Raw genomic sequence first — 14,839 nt, 5'->3', positions numbered from 1 at the left:
CATGCGTATCGGAGTCCTGACCGGCGGCGGTGACTGTCCTGGCCTCAACGCGGTGATCCGCGCCGTGGTCCGCACCTGTGATGTCAGGTACGGCTCCTCGGTGGTGGGTTTCCAGGACGGCTGGCGCGGGCTGCTGGAGAACCGCCGCATCCAACTCAAGAACGACGACCGCAACGACCGGCTGCTGGCCAAGGGCGGGACCATGCTCGGCACCGCCCGGGTCAACCCGGACAAGCTGCGCGCCGGGCTCGACCAGATCAAGCAGACCCTCGAGGACAACGGCATCGACGTGCTGATCCCGATCGGCGGGGAGGGCACGCTGACCGCGGCGCACTGGCTGTCGGAGGAGAACGTCCCCGTCGTCGGGGTGCCCAAGACCATCGACAACGACATCGACTGCACCGACGTCACTTTCGGCCACGACACGGCGCTGACCGTGGCCACCGAGGCCATCGACCGGTTGCACAGCACCGCCGAGTCGCATCAGCGCGTGATGCTGGTGGAGGTGATGGGACGCCACGCCGGCTGGATCGCGCTCAACGCGGGGCTGGCCTCCGGGGCGCACATGACGCTGATCCCCGAGCAGCCCTTCGACGTCGAGGAAGTGTGCCGTCTGGTCAAAGAACGGTTCGTGCGCGGGGATTCGCACTTCATCTGCGTGGTCGCCGAAGGCGCCAAACCGGCCGAGGGCTCGATGCAGCTGCGCCAGGGCGGGGTCGACGAGTTCGGCCACGAACGCTTCACGGGGGTGGCCCAGCAGCTCGCGGTCGAGGTGGAGAAGCGGATCAACAAGGACGTCCGCGTCACCGTGCTCGGGCATGTGCAGCGCGGCGGCACCCCGACGGCCTACGACCGGGTGCTGGCCACCCGCTTCGGCGTCAACGCCGCCGACGCCGCGCACGCGGGCGAGTTCGGGATGATGGTGTCGCTGCGCGGCCAGGAGATCGGCCGCGTGGCGCTGGCCGACGCCGTGCGCCAGCTCAAGCTGGTGCCGCAGAGCCGCTACGACGACGCCGCCGAGTTCTTCGGCTGAGCCCGGTTCACTAGGATCTGGGGCATGTCTGTCGCCACCGCTGACCTGCTCGACTACGACGAGGTCGTCGTCACCTACGAGCCCGTCATGGGCATGGAGGTCCACGTCGAGCTCTCCACCGCGACCAAGATGTTCTGCGGGTGCGCCAACCGGTTCGGCGCCGAACCCAACACCCAGGTCTGCCCGGTGTGCCTGGGCCTGCCCGGATCGTTGCCGGTGCTCAACGAGGCCGCGGTCGAGTCGGCCATCCGCATCGGCCTGGCGCTGAACTGCGAGATCGCGTCGTGGTGCCGCTTCGCCCGGAAGAACTACTTCTATCCCGACCAGCCGAAGAACTACCAGATCTCCCAGTACGACGAGCCGATCGCGTTCAACGGCTACCTCGACGTGCCGCTGGACGACGGCAGCACCTGGCGGGTGGAGATCGAACGCGCCCACATGGAAGAGGACACCGGCAAGCTGACCCACCTGGGCAGCGACACCGGTCGCATCGCCGGTGCCACCACGTCGCTGGCCGACTACAACCGCGCCGGCGTGCCGCTGATCGAGATCGTCACCAAACCGATCGAAGGCGCCGGTGACCGCGCACCCGAGATCGCCCGCGCCTACGTCACCGCCCTGCGAGACCTGTTGCGCACCTTGGGTGTATCCGATGTCCGGATGGACCAGGGGTCGATGCGCTGCGACTCCAACGTGTCGCTGCGGCCGATCGGTCAGACGGAATTCGGCACCCGCACCGAGACCAAGAACGTCAACTCGCTCAAGAGCGTCGAAGTCGCCGTGCGCTACGAGATGCGCCGCCAGGCCGCGGTGCTGCAGTCCGGCGGGCACGTGGTGCAGGAGACCCGGCACTTCCACGAGGATGGCCACACCTCCCCGGGCCGCAGCAAGGAGGAGGCGCAGGACTACCGCTACTTCCCGGAACCCGACCTCGAGCCGGTGGCCCCCAGCCGCGAGCTCGTCGAGCGGCTGCGCCAGACCATTCCCGAGCTTCCGTGGTTGTCGCGCAAGCGGATTCAACAGGAATGGGGTATCTCCGACGAGGTGATGCGCGACCTGGTCAACATCGGCGCGCTCGACCTGATCGCCGCGACCGTCGCCCACGGCGCCTCCAGCGACGCCGCGCGCGCCTGGTGGGGCAACTTCCTGGTGCAGAAGGCCAACGAATCCGGGGTGGAACTCGACGCATTGTCGATCACGCCGGCCCAGGTCGCCGCGGTGGTGAAGCTGGTCGACGACGGCAAGCTGTCCAACAAGCTGGCCCGCCAGGTCGTCGAGGGAGTGTTGGCCGGTGAAGGCGAACCCGAACAGGTGATGACCGACCGTGGGCTGGCCGTGGTGCGCGACGACTCGTTGATCCAGGCCGCCGTCGACGAAGCTCTCGCCGCCAACCCGGACGTCGTCGAGAAGATCCGCGGCGGCAAGGTGCAGGCTGCCGGCGCGATCGTCGGGGCGGTGATGAAGGCGACCAAGGGGCAGGCCGACGCGGCCCGGGTGCGCGAACTGGTCATGGCCGCCTGCGGCCAGGGCTGACCCGCATGCGGATACCGCCGCTGCCGCACGACGAGTGGGACGACGACAAAGTCCAGGACGTCATCGCGAAGTCGACCTCGCCGGACCGGCGCGCACCGGGTGCGTCCGGCAACGCCATCGCCACCCTGGTCCAGCATCCGGACCTGGCCGGGGCGTACCTACCGTTCTCGGCGTACCTGCTGGCCGGATCCACCCTGCCGCCGGCGCTGCGCGAGCTGGCCATCCTGCGGGTGGCCCACCGCGCCGACTGCGCCTACGAGTGGAGCCACCACGTCCCGATGGGCCGTCGCGCCGGCCTGACCGACGCCGACATCGAGGCCGCGCGCGGCGCAGACACCGGCGACCACCTGCACCGCCTGGTCATCGCCGCGGTCGACGAATTATACGACCGCACAACGGTTTCCGAGCAGACCTGGCAGGGGCTGGCCGGCCACCTCGAACGGCGCCAAGTGATGGACCTGGTGTTCACCGTCGGCGGCTACCTGACCTTGGCCATGGGGCTCAACAGCTTCGGGGTGCAACCGGAGAGCGACGACTGGCGCGAAGACGCGCACAGCGCCTGAGCAGGCGGGCCTACTAGGTCAGTTCGTCCTCGGTGCGCGGGAAGCCGCCCTGCGGGAACAGCGGGAACACCACGTCGTCGAGCTTCTCGGCGTCTCCGGCGGTCTTGTTGATTGTCGCGCCCCACACGTTGCCGTCGGCAGAGACCTGCAACGCCCACACGTGGCCACGCTGATCCTGGCGCACCACCTCCGGGTCGCCGGTCACCGCTCCGGTGTCGGCCGAGAGTCGCACCGCGACGGTCTGCTTGGTGTCGATCAGGTTGACCAGGACCGTGCCGTCCATCGCGGCGCACCCCGCCACCCCGGGCCGGTCCGGCCAGGTCCACACCGTCGACACCTGCGAGTCCTTGGTGATGCGTTGCAGCCGGTCACCGGTCGGGGTCCGGTCGGTCACGTACAGCGAGTCGTCCGATGGGTCCTTGCACACTCCGCCGCCGGCTCCGAGGCCCGACAGCGCCGTCGTGGTCGGTGCCTGGTTGACGGTGGTGGGCTGCTCTATGCGCAGCAACTTGCCGGCCAGGGATCCGGGGTCGGCGGCCAGCGCCGGGTCACCCGCGTCACCGGTCTGCACCAGCAGCGTGGTGGGGCTGCTGAAGATCAGCGAGCCGGTGTTGCCGGTGGCGCCCTTGGGGATGCCGGTCAGGATGGGTTTGGGGATGTCCCCGTCGGCGATGCGGATCACCTGGTTGTCGGACGGGGTGCTGATGTAGGCGTACATCAGCCGGTCCTGCGCATACGTCGGCGACAGCACGATGTCCATCAGGCCGCCGTCCCCGGCCGGATCGACCGGGATCACGGTCTTGACCTTCGGTTCGGCGCGCACCGCGATCTCCTTGACCGCCCCGGTGAGACGCTCGGCCACCAGCGCCGACTGGCTGTCGGGCAGCATGATCAACCCGCTGGTGCTCTCCAGACAGCCCTGCATGACGCCCGGGGCGGGGCACTCCTTCGGGAACGGGGTGCCCGGAAGCGGCGGCGGCGGTGGCGGCGAGGACTTCGGTCCCGGCGCCAACTCGGGTTCGGTGGTGAACGGCTGGGACTGGGCCGAATCGAAGCGCGCACATCCGGCACCGGCGAGCACGACGGCGCTCAACACAACGGCGAATGCCCGCAACGACCGGCGCTGACTCATGGCAGTCAGGTTACGGATCGCGGCGCACCATCCGCCACGCACGCCCCGTCACCTGCGTCCCGGCCGGAAAAGACGTGCTCAACGCGCCGAGTCAATACCCGGGTGGAACCGTGACTTGCCCTTACCCTGGCACCTGTGACCAGTCCCCACGATTCCGGACTCTGGCAGCGACCCGACGACACCAGCGGTCGGCCCGCGTCCGCACGCCTGGTCGACCCCGAGGACGATCTGTCCGCGCCGCACTACGGCGGGGATTTCGAGACGACGGCGATTCCGCGCTACGACACCGGAAAGCCCGCCGCCGCCCAGCCGTTCACGCTGGGTGCCGATCCGGAGCCGCTGCCGTACGTGGCGCCGGCCGGCGGCCTGGCGGCGGGCGCGTACGGCACGCCGGCGACCCCCACCGAGGTGGCCGTCGACGAGAGCCGCCGCGACGGCGACCGGCGCGGCACCCAGAACCTGGGACTGCTGCTGCTGCGCGTGGCGATCGGGGTGCTGTTCATCTCCCACGGCCTGCAGAAGATGTTCGGCTGGTTCGGCGGCGAAGGTATCGGCGCATTCCGCGACTACCTCACCGACGTCGGGTTCCGCCACGCCGACATCCTCAGCTACGTGGCCGCCGGCGGACAGATCGTCGCCGGCGTGCTGCTGGTGATCGGTGTGTTCACCCCCGTCGCCGCGGCCGGGGCGCTGGGTTACCTGGTCACCGCTGTCCTCGCCGAGGCGATGGACGCCCAGAACGAGGGTCGGCTGTCGACGTTCCTCAACGACGGTCACGAGTACGAGGTGCTGTTGCTGGCCGTGGTCGCCGCGCTGGTGCTCGTCGGACCGGGGCGCTACGCCGTCGACCGGGGCCGGGGTTGGGCCCGACGCCCCTTCGTCGGCTCGTTCGCCGCGCTCGTGCTGGGCATCGGTGCGGGCGTCGCGATCTGGGTGTTGCTCAACGGGGCCAACCCGCTGGGCTGACCCGCGGATCACTCGTACGGGTTGGGCACCCGGCCGCCGGAGGCCAGCGTCAGCGACGGAAGCGTGTTGAACGTCACCGCGGGCAGCAGAACCTCGGAGCCATCTCGGAGGTGGGCGACCGCCCACAGCTTGCGGCCGAAGCGCAGTCCGTCGATCTCCTCCCAGCGCACGGTGCGGCTGCCCCAGAGGTTGCGCGCGGTGACGGTCTCCCGGTCGGCCGTGGTGCGGTAGCGCACGATCGCCACCGACAGCAACGCGGGTATCACCAGCAGGACCGCCGTCCAGGACGGTGTGGCCATCACGATCGACATCAACGCCATTGCCAGGAACAGCGGCATCAGGTGGGCCATCTGGGAGATCTTGATGACGATCGGCGCATCCACCGTCGGTTCAGCCATGCCCCCATCATCCCATCGGGACGCCGGCGCTCCGGGCGCGGTGAGCGGCAGCGCAGCGATTTGACCTCGGGCCAGGTCAGAGGCTACCGTCGTCTGCTATGCAGACCCCGGGCACGCTCGTAGTAATTGGGTTGCGCGTTGATTCCGCGCTAGCCCCAAGTCGGGCGTAGCACAACCGGATCGACGCGCAACCCTCGTACAGCCGCTGGGCTGACGGGGGTTTTTTGTTGCCCAGCACCACGCAGGATCGGCACGACAGGCCACACCGGCCAGAAGGATCAAGAGGACATCGTGAGCGCACCCACGACACGACCCCCCGAACAGTCGGCGACCCCGGCCAACGGGACCCCCACACCGGGCACCCACAAGGTGAACTCCGGTTCCGGGCACCCCAAAAAGGTTGCCCCGCAACAGCTCACCGGCGCCCAGGCGGTGGTCAGGGCACTGGAGGAGCTGGACGTCGACGTCATCTTCGGTATCCCCGGCGGCGCCGTGCTGCCGGTGTACGACCCGCTGTTCGACTCGCAGAAGGTCCGGCACGTGCTGGTCCGCCACGAGCAGGGCGGCGGCCACGCCGCCAGCGGGTACGCCCACGCCACCGGCCGGGTCGGGGTCTGCATGGCCACCTCGGGCCCCGGCGCGACCAACCTGGTGACCCCGCTGGCCGACGCGTACATGGACTCCATCCCGGTGGTCGCCATCACCGGGCAGGTCGGTCGCTCGCTGATCGGCACGGACGCGTTCCAGGAAGCCGACATCTCCGGGATCACCATGCCGGTCACCAAGCACAACTTCCTGGTCCGCGACGGCGACGACATCGCCCGGGTGATCGCCGAGGCGTTCCACATCGCCGCCAGCGGCCGGCCCGGCCCGGTGCTCGTCGACATCCCCAAGGACGTGCTGCAGGGGGAGTGCACATTCAGTTGGCCGCCGCAGTTCGAGCTGCCCGGTTACAAGCCCAACACCAAGCCCCACAACAGGCAGGTGCGCGAAGCGGCCAAGCTGATCGCCGCCGCGCGCAAGCCGGTGCTCTACGTCGGTGGCGGAGTGATCCGCGGCGAGGCGACCGAGGAGTTGCGGGCCCTGGCCGACCTGACCGGGATCCCGGTGGTCACGACGCTGATGGCGCGCGGAGCCTTCCCGGACAGCCACCCGCAGAACCTCGGCATGCCGGGTATGCACGGCACGGTGGCGGCCGTTGCGGCGTTGCAGCGCAGCGACCTGCTGATCGCGTTGGGCACCCGGTTCGACGACCGCGTCACCGGCAAGCTGGACTCCTTCGCGCCCGAGGCCAAGGTGATCCACGCCGACATCGACCCGGCCGAGATCGGCAAGAACAAGCACGCCGACGTGCCGATCGTCGGTGACGTCAAGGCGGTGATCACCGATCTGATCGAGGCCCTGCGCCGGGACGGCGCGCTCGGATCCGCCGACATCGGGCCGTGGATGGAGCAGCTCAAGGGCATCCAGGCCACCTATCCGCTGAGCTATGGACCGCAGAGCGACGGCAGCCTGAGCCCCGAGTACGTCATCGAGACACTGGGCAAGATGGCCGGACCCGACGCGATCTACGTCTCCGGCGTGGGCCAGCACCAGATGTGGGCGGCGCAGTTCATCTCCTACGAGAAGCCCAAGACATGGCTGAACTCGGGCGGGCTGGGCACGATGGGCTACGCCGTGCCGGCCGCGCTGGGCGCGAAGATGGGACGCCCGGACGCCGAGGTGTGGGCGATCGACGGTGACGGCTGCTTCCAGATGACCAACCAGGAACTGGCCACGTGCGCGATCGAAGGCGTGCCGATCAAGGTCGCCCTGATCAACAACGGCAACCTCGGCATGGTCCGCCAGTGGCAGACCCTGTTCTACGAGGAGCGCTACAGCCAGACCGACCTGGCCACCCACAGTCGGCGGATCCCCGACTTCGTCAAGCTGTCCGAGGCGTTGGGCTGCGTCGCACTGCGCTGCGAGCGCGCCGAGGACGTCGTCGACGTGATCAACCAGGCCCGCGCGATCAACGACCGCCCGGTGGTGGTGGAATTCGTCGTCGGCGCTGATGCGCAGGTGTGGCCTATGGTTGCTGCCGGCACCAGCAACGACGAGATCCAGGCCGCACGAGGTATTCGGCCCTTGTTCGACGACCCGGAAGAGGGCCACGCATGAGTACGACCCCCGCCCCGCGGCGCACCCACACCCTGTCGGTGCTCGTCGAGGACAAGCCGGGTGTGCTGGCGCGCGTGGCGTCGCTGTTCTCCCGGCGCGGCTACAACATCCAGTCGCTGGCGGTCGGCGCGACCGAGCAGAAGAACCTGTCCCGGATGACGATCGTCGTCGACGTGGAGGAATCCCCGCTCGAGCAGATCACCAAGCAGCTCAACAAGCTCGTCAACGTGATCAAGATCGTCGAGCAGGAAGAGGACAACGCCGTCTCCCGCGAGCTGGCGCTGATCAAGGTCCGCACCGATGCCGTGACCCGAGGACAGGTCATCGAAGCGGTGAACCTGTTCCGCGCGAAGGTCGTCGACGTGTCCAACGAGTCGTTGACGATCGAGGCCACCGGGACGCCGGGCAAGCTCGAGGCGCTGCTGCGGGTGCTCGAGCCCTACGGGATCCGCGAGATCGTCCAATCCGGTGTGGTGTCGCTCTCGCGCGGCCCGCGCGGAATCACCACCAAGTGAAAACACAAGTCAAGTAAGGAAGATTCACGAATATGGCAGTTGAGATGTTCTATGACGACGACGCGGACCTGTCGATCATCCAGGGTCGCAAGGTCGGCGTCATCGGCTACGGCAGCCAGGGCCACGCGCACTCGCTGAGCTTGCGCGACTCGGGCGTGCAGGTGAAGGTCGGTCTCAAGGAGGGCTCCAAGTCCCGCGAGAAGGTGACCGAACAGGGCCTGGAGGTCGACACGCCGGCCGAGGTGGCCAAGTGGGCCGACGTGATCATGCTGCTGGCGCCCGACACCGCGCAGGCCGAGATCTTCACCAACGACATCGAGCCCAACCTCGAAGACGGCAACGCGCTGTTCTTCGGCCACGGACTGAACATCCACTTCGACCTGATCCAGCCGCCGGCCAACGTCACCATCGGCATGGTCGCGCCCAAGGGCCCCGGCCACCTGGTGCGCCGCCAGTTCGTCGACGGCAAGGGTGTGCCGTGCCTGATCGCCATCGACCAGGACCCCAAGGGCGAGGGCCAGGCGCTGGCGCTGTCGTACGCCAAGGGCATCGGCGGCACCCGCGCCGGCGTGATCAAGACCACGTTCAAGGACGAGACCGAGACCGACCTCTTCGGTGAGCAGGCCGTGCTGTGCGGCGGCACCGAGGAACTGGTCAAGACCGGCTTCGACGTGATGGTCGAGGCCGGGTACGCACCTGAGCTGGCCTACTTCGAGGTGCTGCACGAGCTCAAGCTCATCGTCGACCTGATGTACGAGGGCGGCATCGCACGGATGAACTACTCGGTGTCCGACACCGCCGAGTTCGGTGGCTACCTGTCCGGCCCGCGCGTCATCGACGCCGACACCAAGAAGCGCATGCAGCAGATCCTCGCCGAGATCCAGGACGGCACCTTCGTCAAGCGGCTGGTCGCCAACGTCGAAGGTGGCAACAAGGAACTCGAGGGCCTGCGCATGCAGAACGCCGAGCATCCCATCGAGGTCACCGGCAAGAAGCTGCGCGACCTGATGAGCTGGGTGGACCGCCCGATCACCGAAACCGCATAGTCACCGATCGCCGAAATTGCATTCCACGCGAGGTTTTTCGCGTTTGACGCGCGTGGAATGCAATTTCGGCGCAAGTCAGGGGGCCAGAGCGGGCATCTGCTTGATGCCGAACTCGCGGCGCAACAGCGAGCGGGCGGCGTAGTAGCCGGCCATGCCGTGCACCCCGCTGCCGGGCGGCACCGCCGACGAACACAGGTAGGCCTTGTCGATGGGCGTCGACCAGGGATCCCAGCGCAACGCCGGCCCGGTGAACGCGCTGAACATGTTCGCCCCACCCACCCCGATGTCGCCGCCCACGAGATTGGCGTTGTGGTCGGACAGGTGGGCCGCCGGAACGCTGCGCGCCGCGACCACCACGTCGCGGAAGCCGGGCGCGAAGCGTTCGATGACGCCGATGATGGTCTCGGCGGCGTCGACGGTGGATCCGGCGGGCACGTGCGCGTAGGTCCACAGCGGCCGCCGCCCCTGCGCGTCGATCCGGGACGGATCCACCAGGTGGGGCAGCGCCGCCAGGGTCATCGGCCACTCGGCGTGGCGGCCCCGGGCGATGGCGTGTTCCGCGGCCGCCATAGTGGCCCGGTCCCCGCCCAGGTGCAGGGTCGGAGCCTGGGCCAATCGTGAATCACGCCAAGGGATTTCGCCCGACAACACGAAGTCGACCTTGGCCACGCCGGGACCGTAACGGTAGCGGCGCAGCGTCTTCGCGTAGCCCGCGGGGAGCTCGTCGCCGTAGATGCGCAGCAGCGCAGTGGGCGCGGTGTCGTAGAGCACCACGCCGCCCGGTGGGCTGGTGACCTCCTCGCCGACGACGATCTCGCCGCCGTGAGCGCGGAGGTCGGCGGCGAGCGCGTCGGGGATGGCTTGGGAACCCCCCGCCGGTACCGGCCACCCCGCGGCATGGGCCAGCGCGGCCAACATGAGCCCGGCGCCTGCGGTCACCAGCGACGGCATACGCGAAATAGCGTGCGCTGCAACGCCGCTGAACAGTGCACGGGCGTCCTCGCCGGCCAGCGTGTTCCACGCGGGGCTGCCCTGGATCAGCAGCCTCGGCCCGAACTGCAGTGCCGCGGTGATGCTCGGCGGGATCGAGCGCTTGTCGCCGAGGATCAATCCGACGACGCCGTCGGCGTTCTCGCTCAGCGGCCCGAGCAGCCGGCGCCACGAGGCGCCGTCGTCGAGCTCGGCGCACGTGCGGTCCAGATCCCGATAGGCGACGGCCGCCGGTCGCCCCGCCAGCGGATTGGCGTAGGACACGTCGGGAACATGCAGCGTCACCCCACGCGCCTGCAGGTCGAACGCGGCGAAGAACGGGGAGGCCAGCCCGAGCGGATGCACCGCCGAGCAGATGTCGTGGGCCACCCCGTCGAACTCCGGGTCGGGCAGGGTGCGGGCGCCGCCGCCGAGGGTGGGTTGCGCCTCGAGCACCCGCACCGAAAGGCCGGCCCTGGCGCAGACCACCGCGGCGGCCAAACCGTTCGGACCACTCCCGACGACGGTGACGTCGACATCCATGGTTGGTTGGTCTCCCTGCCCTCGGTTGCAAAGGTCGTACCGCCCGCTCACCGTCGAAAGTACCGCCCTTTAGGCTGGGCGGGTGAGTCTGCCTGTTGTACTGATCGCCGACAAGCTGGCGCAATCCACGGTGGAGGCCCTGGGCGACCAGGTCGAAGTCCGCTGGGTTGACGGCCCCGACCGGGAGAAACTGCTGGCCGCGGTGGCCGACGCCGACGCGCTGCTGGTGCGCTCGGCCACCACCGTCGACGCCGAGGTCCTGGCTGCGGCACCGAAACTCAAGATCGTCGCGCGCGCCGGCGTCGGTCTCGACAACGTCGACGTGGACGCCGCCACCGCGCGCGGTGTCCTGGTGGTCAACGCGCCGACCTCCAACATCCACAGTGCCGCCGAGCATGCGCTTGCGCTGCTGTTGGCTGCGGCACGTCAGATCCCGGCCGCCGATGCGACGCTGCGCGAGCGCACCTGGAAGCGGTCGTCGTTCTCGGGCACCGAGATCTTCGGCAAGACCGTCGGGGTGGTCGGGCTCGGCCGCATCGGCCAGCTGGTGGCCCAGCGGCTGGCCGCGTTCGGCGCGCACATCACCGCCTACGACCCGTACGTGTCCCAGGCCCGGGCCGCGCAGTTGGGCATCGAGCTGCTGTCGCTGGACGACCTGCTGGCGCGCGCCGACTTCATCTCGGTACACCTGCCGAAGACCAAGGAGACCGCGGGGCTGATCGGCAAGGACGCGCTGGCCAGGACCAAGCCCGGTGTGATCATCGTCAACGCCGCCCGCGGCGGCCTGATCGACGAGCAGGCGCTGGCCGACGCGATCCGCAGCGGCCACGTGCGCGGGGCCGGACTCGACGTGTTCGCGACCGAGCCGTGCACCGACAGCCCGCTGTTCGACCTGCCGCAGGTCGTGGTGACGCCCCACCTGGGCGCGTCGACCGCCGAGGCGCAGGACCGGGCCGGGACCGACGTCGCGGCCAGCGTGAAGCTGGCACTGGCCGGCGAATTCGTCCCGGACGCGGTCAACGTCGGTGGCGGCGCCGTCGGCGAGGAGGTGGCGCCGTGGCTGGATCTGGTGCGCAAGCTGGGCCTGCTGGCCGGTGCGCTGTCCAGCGAGGCGCCGGTATCGCTGACCGTGCGCGTCTGCGGCGAGCTGGCCTCCGAAGAGGTTGAGGTACTGAAGCTCTCGGCGCTGCGGGGACTGTTCGCCGCGGTGGTCGAGACTCCGGTCACCTTCGTCAACGCGCCGGCGATCGCCGCCGAACGCGGCGTCGAGGCGTCGCTGACCACGGCCTCGGAGAGCCCGAACCACCGCAGCGTGGTCGACGTGCGTGCGGTCGGCGCCGACGGCAGCGCGGTCAACGTCGCCGGAACTCTGTCCGGACCGCAGCTGGTCGAGAAGGTGGTGCAGATCAACAGCCGCAACTTCGACCTGCGCGCCGAGGGTGTGAACCTGATCATCAACTACGACGACCAACCCGGCGCGCTCGGCAAGATCGGCACGCTCCTAGGCAGCGCCGGCGTGAACATCCTTGCCGCCCAGCTCAGTCAGGACGCCGACGGGCAGGGCGCGACCATCATGCTGCGCATCGACCGGGAGGTGCCCGGTGACGTGCTGGCCACCATCGGCCGCGATGTCGACGCCGTGACACTGGAAATGGTGGATCTGTCATGACACAGGATCTGAAACTGGCCGTCATCGCCGGCGACGGGATCGGTCCCGAGGTCATCACGGAGGCGCTGAAGGTCCTCGACGCGGTGCTGCCCGGTGTCGAGAAGACCGAGTACGAACTCGGCGCCCGCCAGTACCACCGCACCGGTGAGGTGTTGCCGGAATCGGTTCTCGAAGAACTCAAGGGTCACGACGCGATCCTGCTCGGCGCCATCGGCGATCCCTCGGTGCCCAGCGGCGTGCTCGAGCGCGGTCTGCTGCTGCGGATCCGGTTCGAGTTGGACCATCACATCAATTTGCGTCCCGGACGGCTCTATCCCGGTGTGGCCAGCCCGTTGGCCGGCGATCCCGAGATCGACTTCGTGGTGGTGCGCGAGGGAACCGAAGGCCCGTACACCGGGAACGGCGGAGCCATCCGGATCGACACCCCCCACGAGGTCGCGACCGAAGTCAGCGTCAACACCGCCTACGGGGTGCGCCGGGTGGTCCAGGATGCGTTCGGTCGCGCGATGCAACGACGCAAGCACCTGACCCTGGTGCACAAGAACAACGTGCTCACCTACGCGGGGTCGTTGTGGTGGCGCACCGTGCAGTCCGTCGCCGCGGAGTACCCCGAGGTCGAGATCGCCTACCAGCACGTCGATGCCGCGACCATCCACATGGTCACTGATCCGGGCCGGTTCGACGTCATCGTCACCGACAACCTGTTCGGCGACATCATCACCGACCTGGCCGCCGCCGTCTGCGGTGGGATCGGGTTGGCGGCCAGCGGCAACATCGATGCCACGCTGACCAATCCGTCGATGTTCGAACCGGTGCACGGCAGTGCCCCCGACATCGCCGGCCAGGGCATCGCGGACCCCACGGCCGCCGTGATGTCGGTGTCGCTGCTGCTGTCGCACCTCGGCGAGATCGACAAGGCCGCCCGCGTGGATGCGGCCGTCGCGCAGCATCTGGCCACCCGCGGCGACGCGAAGCTGGGCACGTCCGCCGTCGGTGACCGAATCCTGAGTCTGCTCTAGGGTTTCGGCGCCGGATCGGCGCGGCGATCTACCGGCACCGCCGGGATCGCCAGCAGCGGGCACAGCGCGCAGACCGCGAAGGCGACCGGGAAGCCGGCGATCCCGATCAGGCCGCCGAACAGCGGCGGCACGATGCCCTGGGTGAGAAGCTGATTGGTGTTCTGGGTGCCCAGTGCCCGACCGCTCCAGAACGGTCCGGCGAACTCGGCGATCGCGGTGAACGCCAGGCCGTTGTCGGAGACGGTGACCACCGAGGCGATCACCATCACCGCGACGCTGACCGGTGTGTCCAGCCAATCGGTGACGGCCAGCAGCGCCATCGACACCGCCGCCGCGGCGGCGATCACGCGGATCGGTCGCAGGCGCGACTGCAGGATGTCGCCGGATCGGCGCAGCACGGCGTCCGACCACCGTCCCGCCGCGATCCGTCCGCCGGCACCGAGGAACTGCGCGACCATCACCATCGTCCCGGCGGACTCCGGAGACCAGTCTCGCTCGGCGATCAGCCACACCAGGGTGAACGTCCAGATCATGGCCTGCGGGACGACGAGCAGGACCGACGTGACGTGGATCCGCCACAGCAGGGCCGACCCGCGATAGGGGTTGGCCAGATCGGCCTGGGCCGCCTCGGCCCTCGGGGGCCGGGGCGGGTCGAGCACCAGGACCGCGCACATCACCGCCGCTGCCGCGCACACGATGGCCGGGAACAACAGGGCGGTTGCGACACCGGACTCGGCAAGACGGGGGATGACCAGGGCGCCGACCCCGACACCCAGCGGTTGCGCCGTCTGGCGGATGCCCATCACCAGGCCACGGCGTCCGGCGTCGAACCACCCCACCACGAGTCGGGCACTGGCGGTGTTGCTGCTGGCGGCGGCCATGCCCCCGAGGAACAGGAACACACCGATCACTGTCAGCGAATCCGCTGTTGCCGCACCGAAACCGGCCGCGGCGGTCAGCGCGGATCCCAGCGTCAGCACGAGGCGTTCCCCGACCAGGTCGACGATGTAGCCCCAAGCGAACAGAGTCACCACCATGCCCAGACTCGGCAGTGCCGACATCAGGCCCGCGGCAGCGAGATCCAGACCGCGTTCATCGTGCAGCGTCGGGATGAGGAACGCCACACCGTTGATGAACACGTTGGCGCACAGCGTCGCCAACAGCGCCACCACCAGCATCGACCACCGTCGTGGCGTGCTGAGGGAGGACGGGGACATGCGGTCATCGTCCCATACGGTTCCCAACATGCTGTATTGCTGTCCCATGATATGAGACACGCGGGAGGGCGGAGCG

Annotated in this window: 13 protein-coding genes; 9 read left to right on the top strand and 4 right to left on the bottom strand. The window is 69.1% G+C overall.

Annotation, left to right across the window (positions count from 1 at the left end):
- Position 1 precedes the first annotated feature (1 nt).
- From ACAG25_RS21305 to ACAG25_RS21295, 3 genes are read left to right on the top strand one after another with little or no spacing between them, the layout of a single operon-like run.
- Positions 2–1,033: an ATP-dependent 6-phosphofructokinase gene (locus tag ACAG25_RS21305; protein ID WP_370490466.1), complete on the top strand. Its 1,032-nt coding sequence runs from the start codon at positions 2–4 to the stop codon at positions 1,031–1,033.
- A gap of 24 nt (positions 1,034–1,057) precedes the next feature.
- A complete protein-coding gene (gatB, locus tag ACAG25_RS21300; protein ID WP_370490465.1) occupies positions 1,058–2,566 on the top strand; it encodes an Asp-tRNA(Asn)/Glu-tRNA(Gln) amidotransferase subunit GatB in 1,509 nt (502 codons plus the stop codon).
- Positions 2,567–2,571: 5 nt separating this feature from the next.
- Positions 2,572–3,129, top strand: a complete 558-nt coding sequence (locus ACAG25_RS21295) for a carboxymuconolactone decarboxylase family protein (protein WP_370490464.1) — start codon at positions 2,572–2,574, stop codon at positions 3,127–3,129.
- A gap of 13 nt (positions 3,130–3,142) precedes the next feature.
- Here ACAG25_RS21295 and ACAG25_RS21290 read toward each other — a convergent pair whose 3' ends face one another.
- Positions 3,143–4,261, bottom strand: a complete 1,119-nt coding sequence (locus ACAG25_RS21290) for a sorbosone dehydrogenase family protein (RefSeq protein WP_370490463.1) — start codon at positions 4,259–4,261, stop codon at positions 3,143–3,145.
- Between the two features lie 135 nt (positions 4,262–4,396).
- Here ACAG25_RS21290 and ACAG25_RS21285 point away from each other — a divergent pair, with 135 nt between their 5' ends.
- Positions 4,397–5,227, top strand: coding sequence for a DoxX family protein (locus tag ACAG25_RS21285; RefSeq protein ID WP_370490462.1), 831 nt, complete (start codon positions 4,397–4,399; stop codon positions 5,225–5,227).
- An 8-nt stretch (positions 5,228–5,235) separates the two neighbouring features.
- On the opposite strand, the gene ACAG25_RS21280 is transcribed toward ACAG25_RS21285, so the two are convergent.
- The gene (locus ACAG25_RS21280) at positions 5,236–5,625 is read right to left on the bottom strand and encodes a PH domain-containing protein (RefSeq protein ID WP_370490461.1); all 390 of its coding nucleotides are present in this window, start codon (positions 5,623–5,625) and stop codon (positions 5,236–5,238) included.
- A gap of 291 nt (positions 5,626–5,916) precedes the next feature.
- Between ACAG25_RS21280 and ACAG25_RS21275 the strand changes: the two genes are divergently transcribed.
- From ACAG25_RS21275 to ilvC, 3 genes are read left to right on the top strand one after another with little or no spacing between them, the layout of a single operon-like run.
- A complete protein-coding gene (locus tag ACAG25_RS21275; protein WP_370490460.1) occupies positions 5,917–7,785 on the top strand; it encodes an acetolactate synthase large subunit in 1,869 nt (622 codons plus the stop codon).
- Complete coding sequence (gene ilvN, locus ACAG25_RS21270) at positions 7,782–8,300, top strand: acetolactate synthase small subunit (protein ID WP_370490459.1); 519 nt, start codon at positions 7,782–7,784, stop codon at positions 8,298–8,300. The genes ACAG25_RS21275 and ilvN overlap by 4 nt, the downstream gene beginning before the upstream one ends.
- A 44-nt stretch (positions 8,301–8,344) precedes the next feature.
- Entirely contained in the window at positions 8,345–9,346 is a 1,002-nt protein-coding gene (ilvC, locus tag ACAG25_RS21265; protein WP_370490506.1) for a ketol-acid reductoisomerase, read from the top strand.
- Between the two features lie 75 nt (positions 9,347–9,421).
- On the opposite strand, the gene ACAG25_RS21260 is transcribed toward ilvC, so the two are convergent.
- Positions 9,422–10,858 (bottom strand): phytoene desaturase family protein, encoded by a 1,437-nt coding sequence (locus ACAG25_RS21260; protein ID WP_370490458.1) that lies wholly within the window; start codon positions 10,856–10,858, stop codon positions 9,422–9,424.
- Positions 10,859–10,940: 82 nt separating this feature from the next.
- Here ACAG25_RS21260 and serA point away from each other — a divergent pair, with 82 nt between their 5' ends.
- Positions 10,941–12,527, top strand: coding sequence for a phosphoglycerate dehydrogenase (serA, locus tag ACAG25_RS21255; protein ID WP_370490457.1), 1,587 nt, complete (start codon positions 10,941–10,943; stop codon positions 12,525–12,527).
- An 8-nt stretch (positions 12,528–12,535) separates the two neighbouring features.
- Positions 12,536–13,546 (top strand): 3-isopropylmalate dehydrogenase, encoded by a 1,011-nt coding sequence (locus tag ACAG25_RS21250; RefSeq protein ID WP_370490505.1) that lies wholly within the window; start codon positions 12,536–12,538, stop codon positions 13,544–13,546.
- Here ACAG25_RS21250 and ACAG25_RS21245 read toward each other — a convergent pair.
- On the bottom strand, positions 13,543–14,763 hold the full coding sequence (locus ACAG25_RS21245; protein ID WP_370490456.1) for an MFS transporter: 1,221 nt from the start codon (positions 14,761–14,763) through the stop codon (positions 13,543–13,545). The genes ACAG25_RS21250 and ACAG25_RS21245 overlap by 4 nt on opposite strands.
- Positions 14,764–14,839 lie beyond the last annotated feature (76 nt).

The sequence above is a fragment of the Mycobacterium sp. pV006 genome (genome assembly GCF_041287115.1).
GTDB lineage: Bacteria > Actinomycetota > Actinomycetes > Mycobacteriales > Mycobacteriaceae > Mycobacterium.
The sequence above is the reverse complement of the archived record's forward strand: the minus strand, read 5'-3'. Positions and strand labels throughout refer to the sequence as shown.

Bases quoted from the DNA above. Each gene is read 5' to 3' on its own strand.
- ACAG25_RS21305 (WP_370490466.1), top strand. From the start codon at position 2: ATGCGTATCGGAGTCCTGACCGGCGGCGGTGACTGTCCTGGCCTCAAC.
- gatB (WP_370490465.1), top strand. From the start codon at position 1,058: ATGTCTGTCGCCACCGCTGACCTGCTCGACTACGACGAGGTCGTCGTC.
- ACAG25_RS21295 (WP_370490464.1), top strand. From the start codon at position 2,572: ATGCGGATACCGCCGCTGCCGCACGACGAGTGGGACGACGACAAAGTC.
- ACAG25_RS21290 (WP_370490463.1), bottom strand. From the start codon at position 4,261: ATGAGTCAGCGCCGGTCGTTGCGGGCATTCGCCGTTGTGTTGAGCGCC.
- ACAG25_RS21280 (WP_370490461.1), bottom strand. From the start codon at position 5,625: ATGGCTGAACCGACGGTGGATGCGCCGATCGTCATCAAGATCTCCCAG.
- ilvN (WP_370490459.1), top strand. From the start codon at position 7,782: ATGAGTACGACCCCCGCCCCGCGGCGCACCCACACCCTGTCGGTGCTC.
- ilvC (WP_370490506.1), top strand. From the start codon at position 8,345: ATGTTCTATGACGACGACGCGGACCTGTCGATCATCCAGGGTCGCAAG.
- ACAG25_RS21260 (WP_370490458.1), bottom strand. From the start codon at position 10,858: ATGGATGTCGACGTCACCGTCGTCGGGAGTGGTCCGAACGGTTTGGCC.
- ACAG25_RS21245 (WP_370490456.1), bottom strand. From the start codon at position 14,763: ATGTCCCCGTCCTCCCTCAGCACGCCACGACGGTGGTCGATGCTGGTG.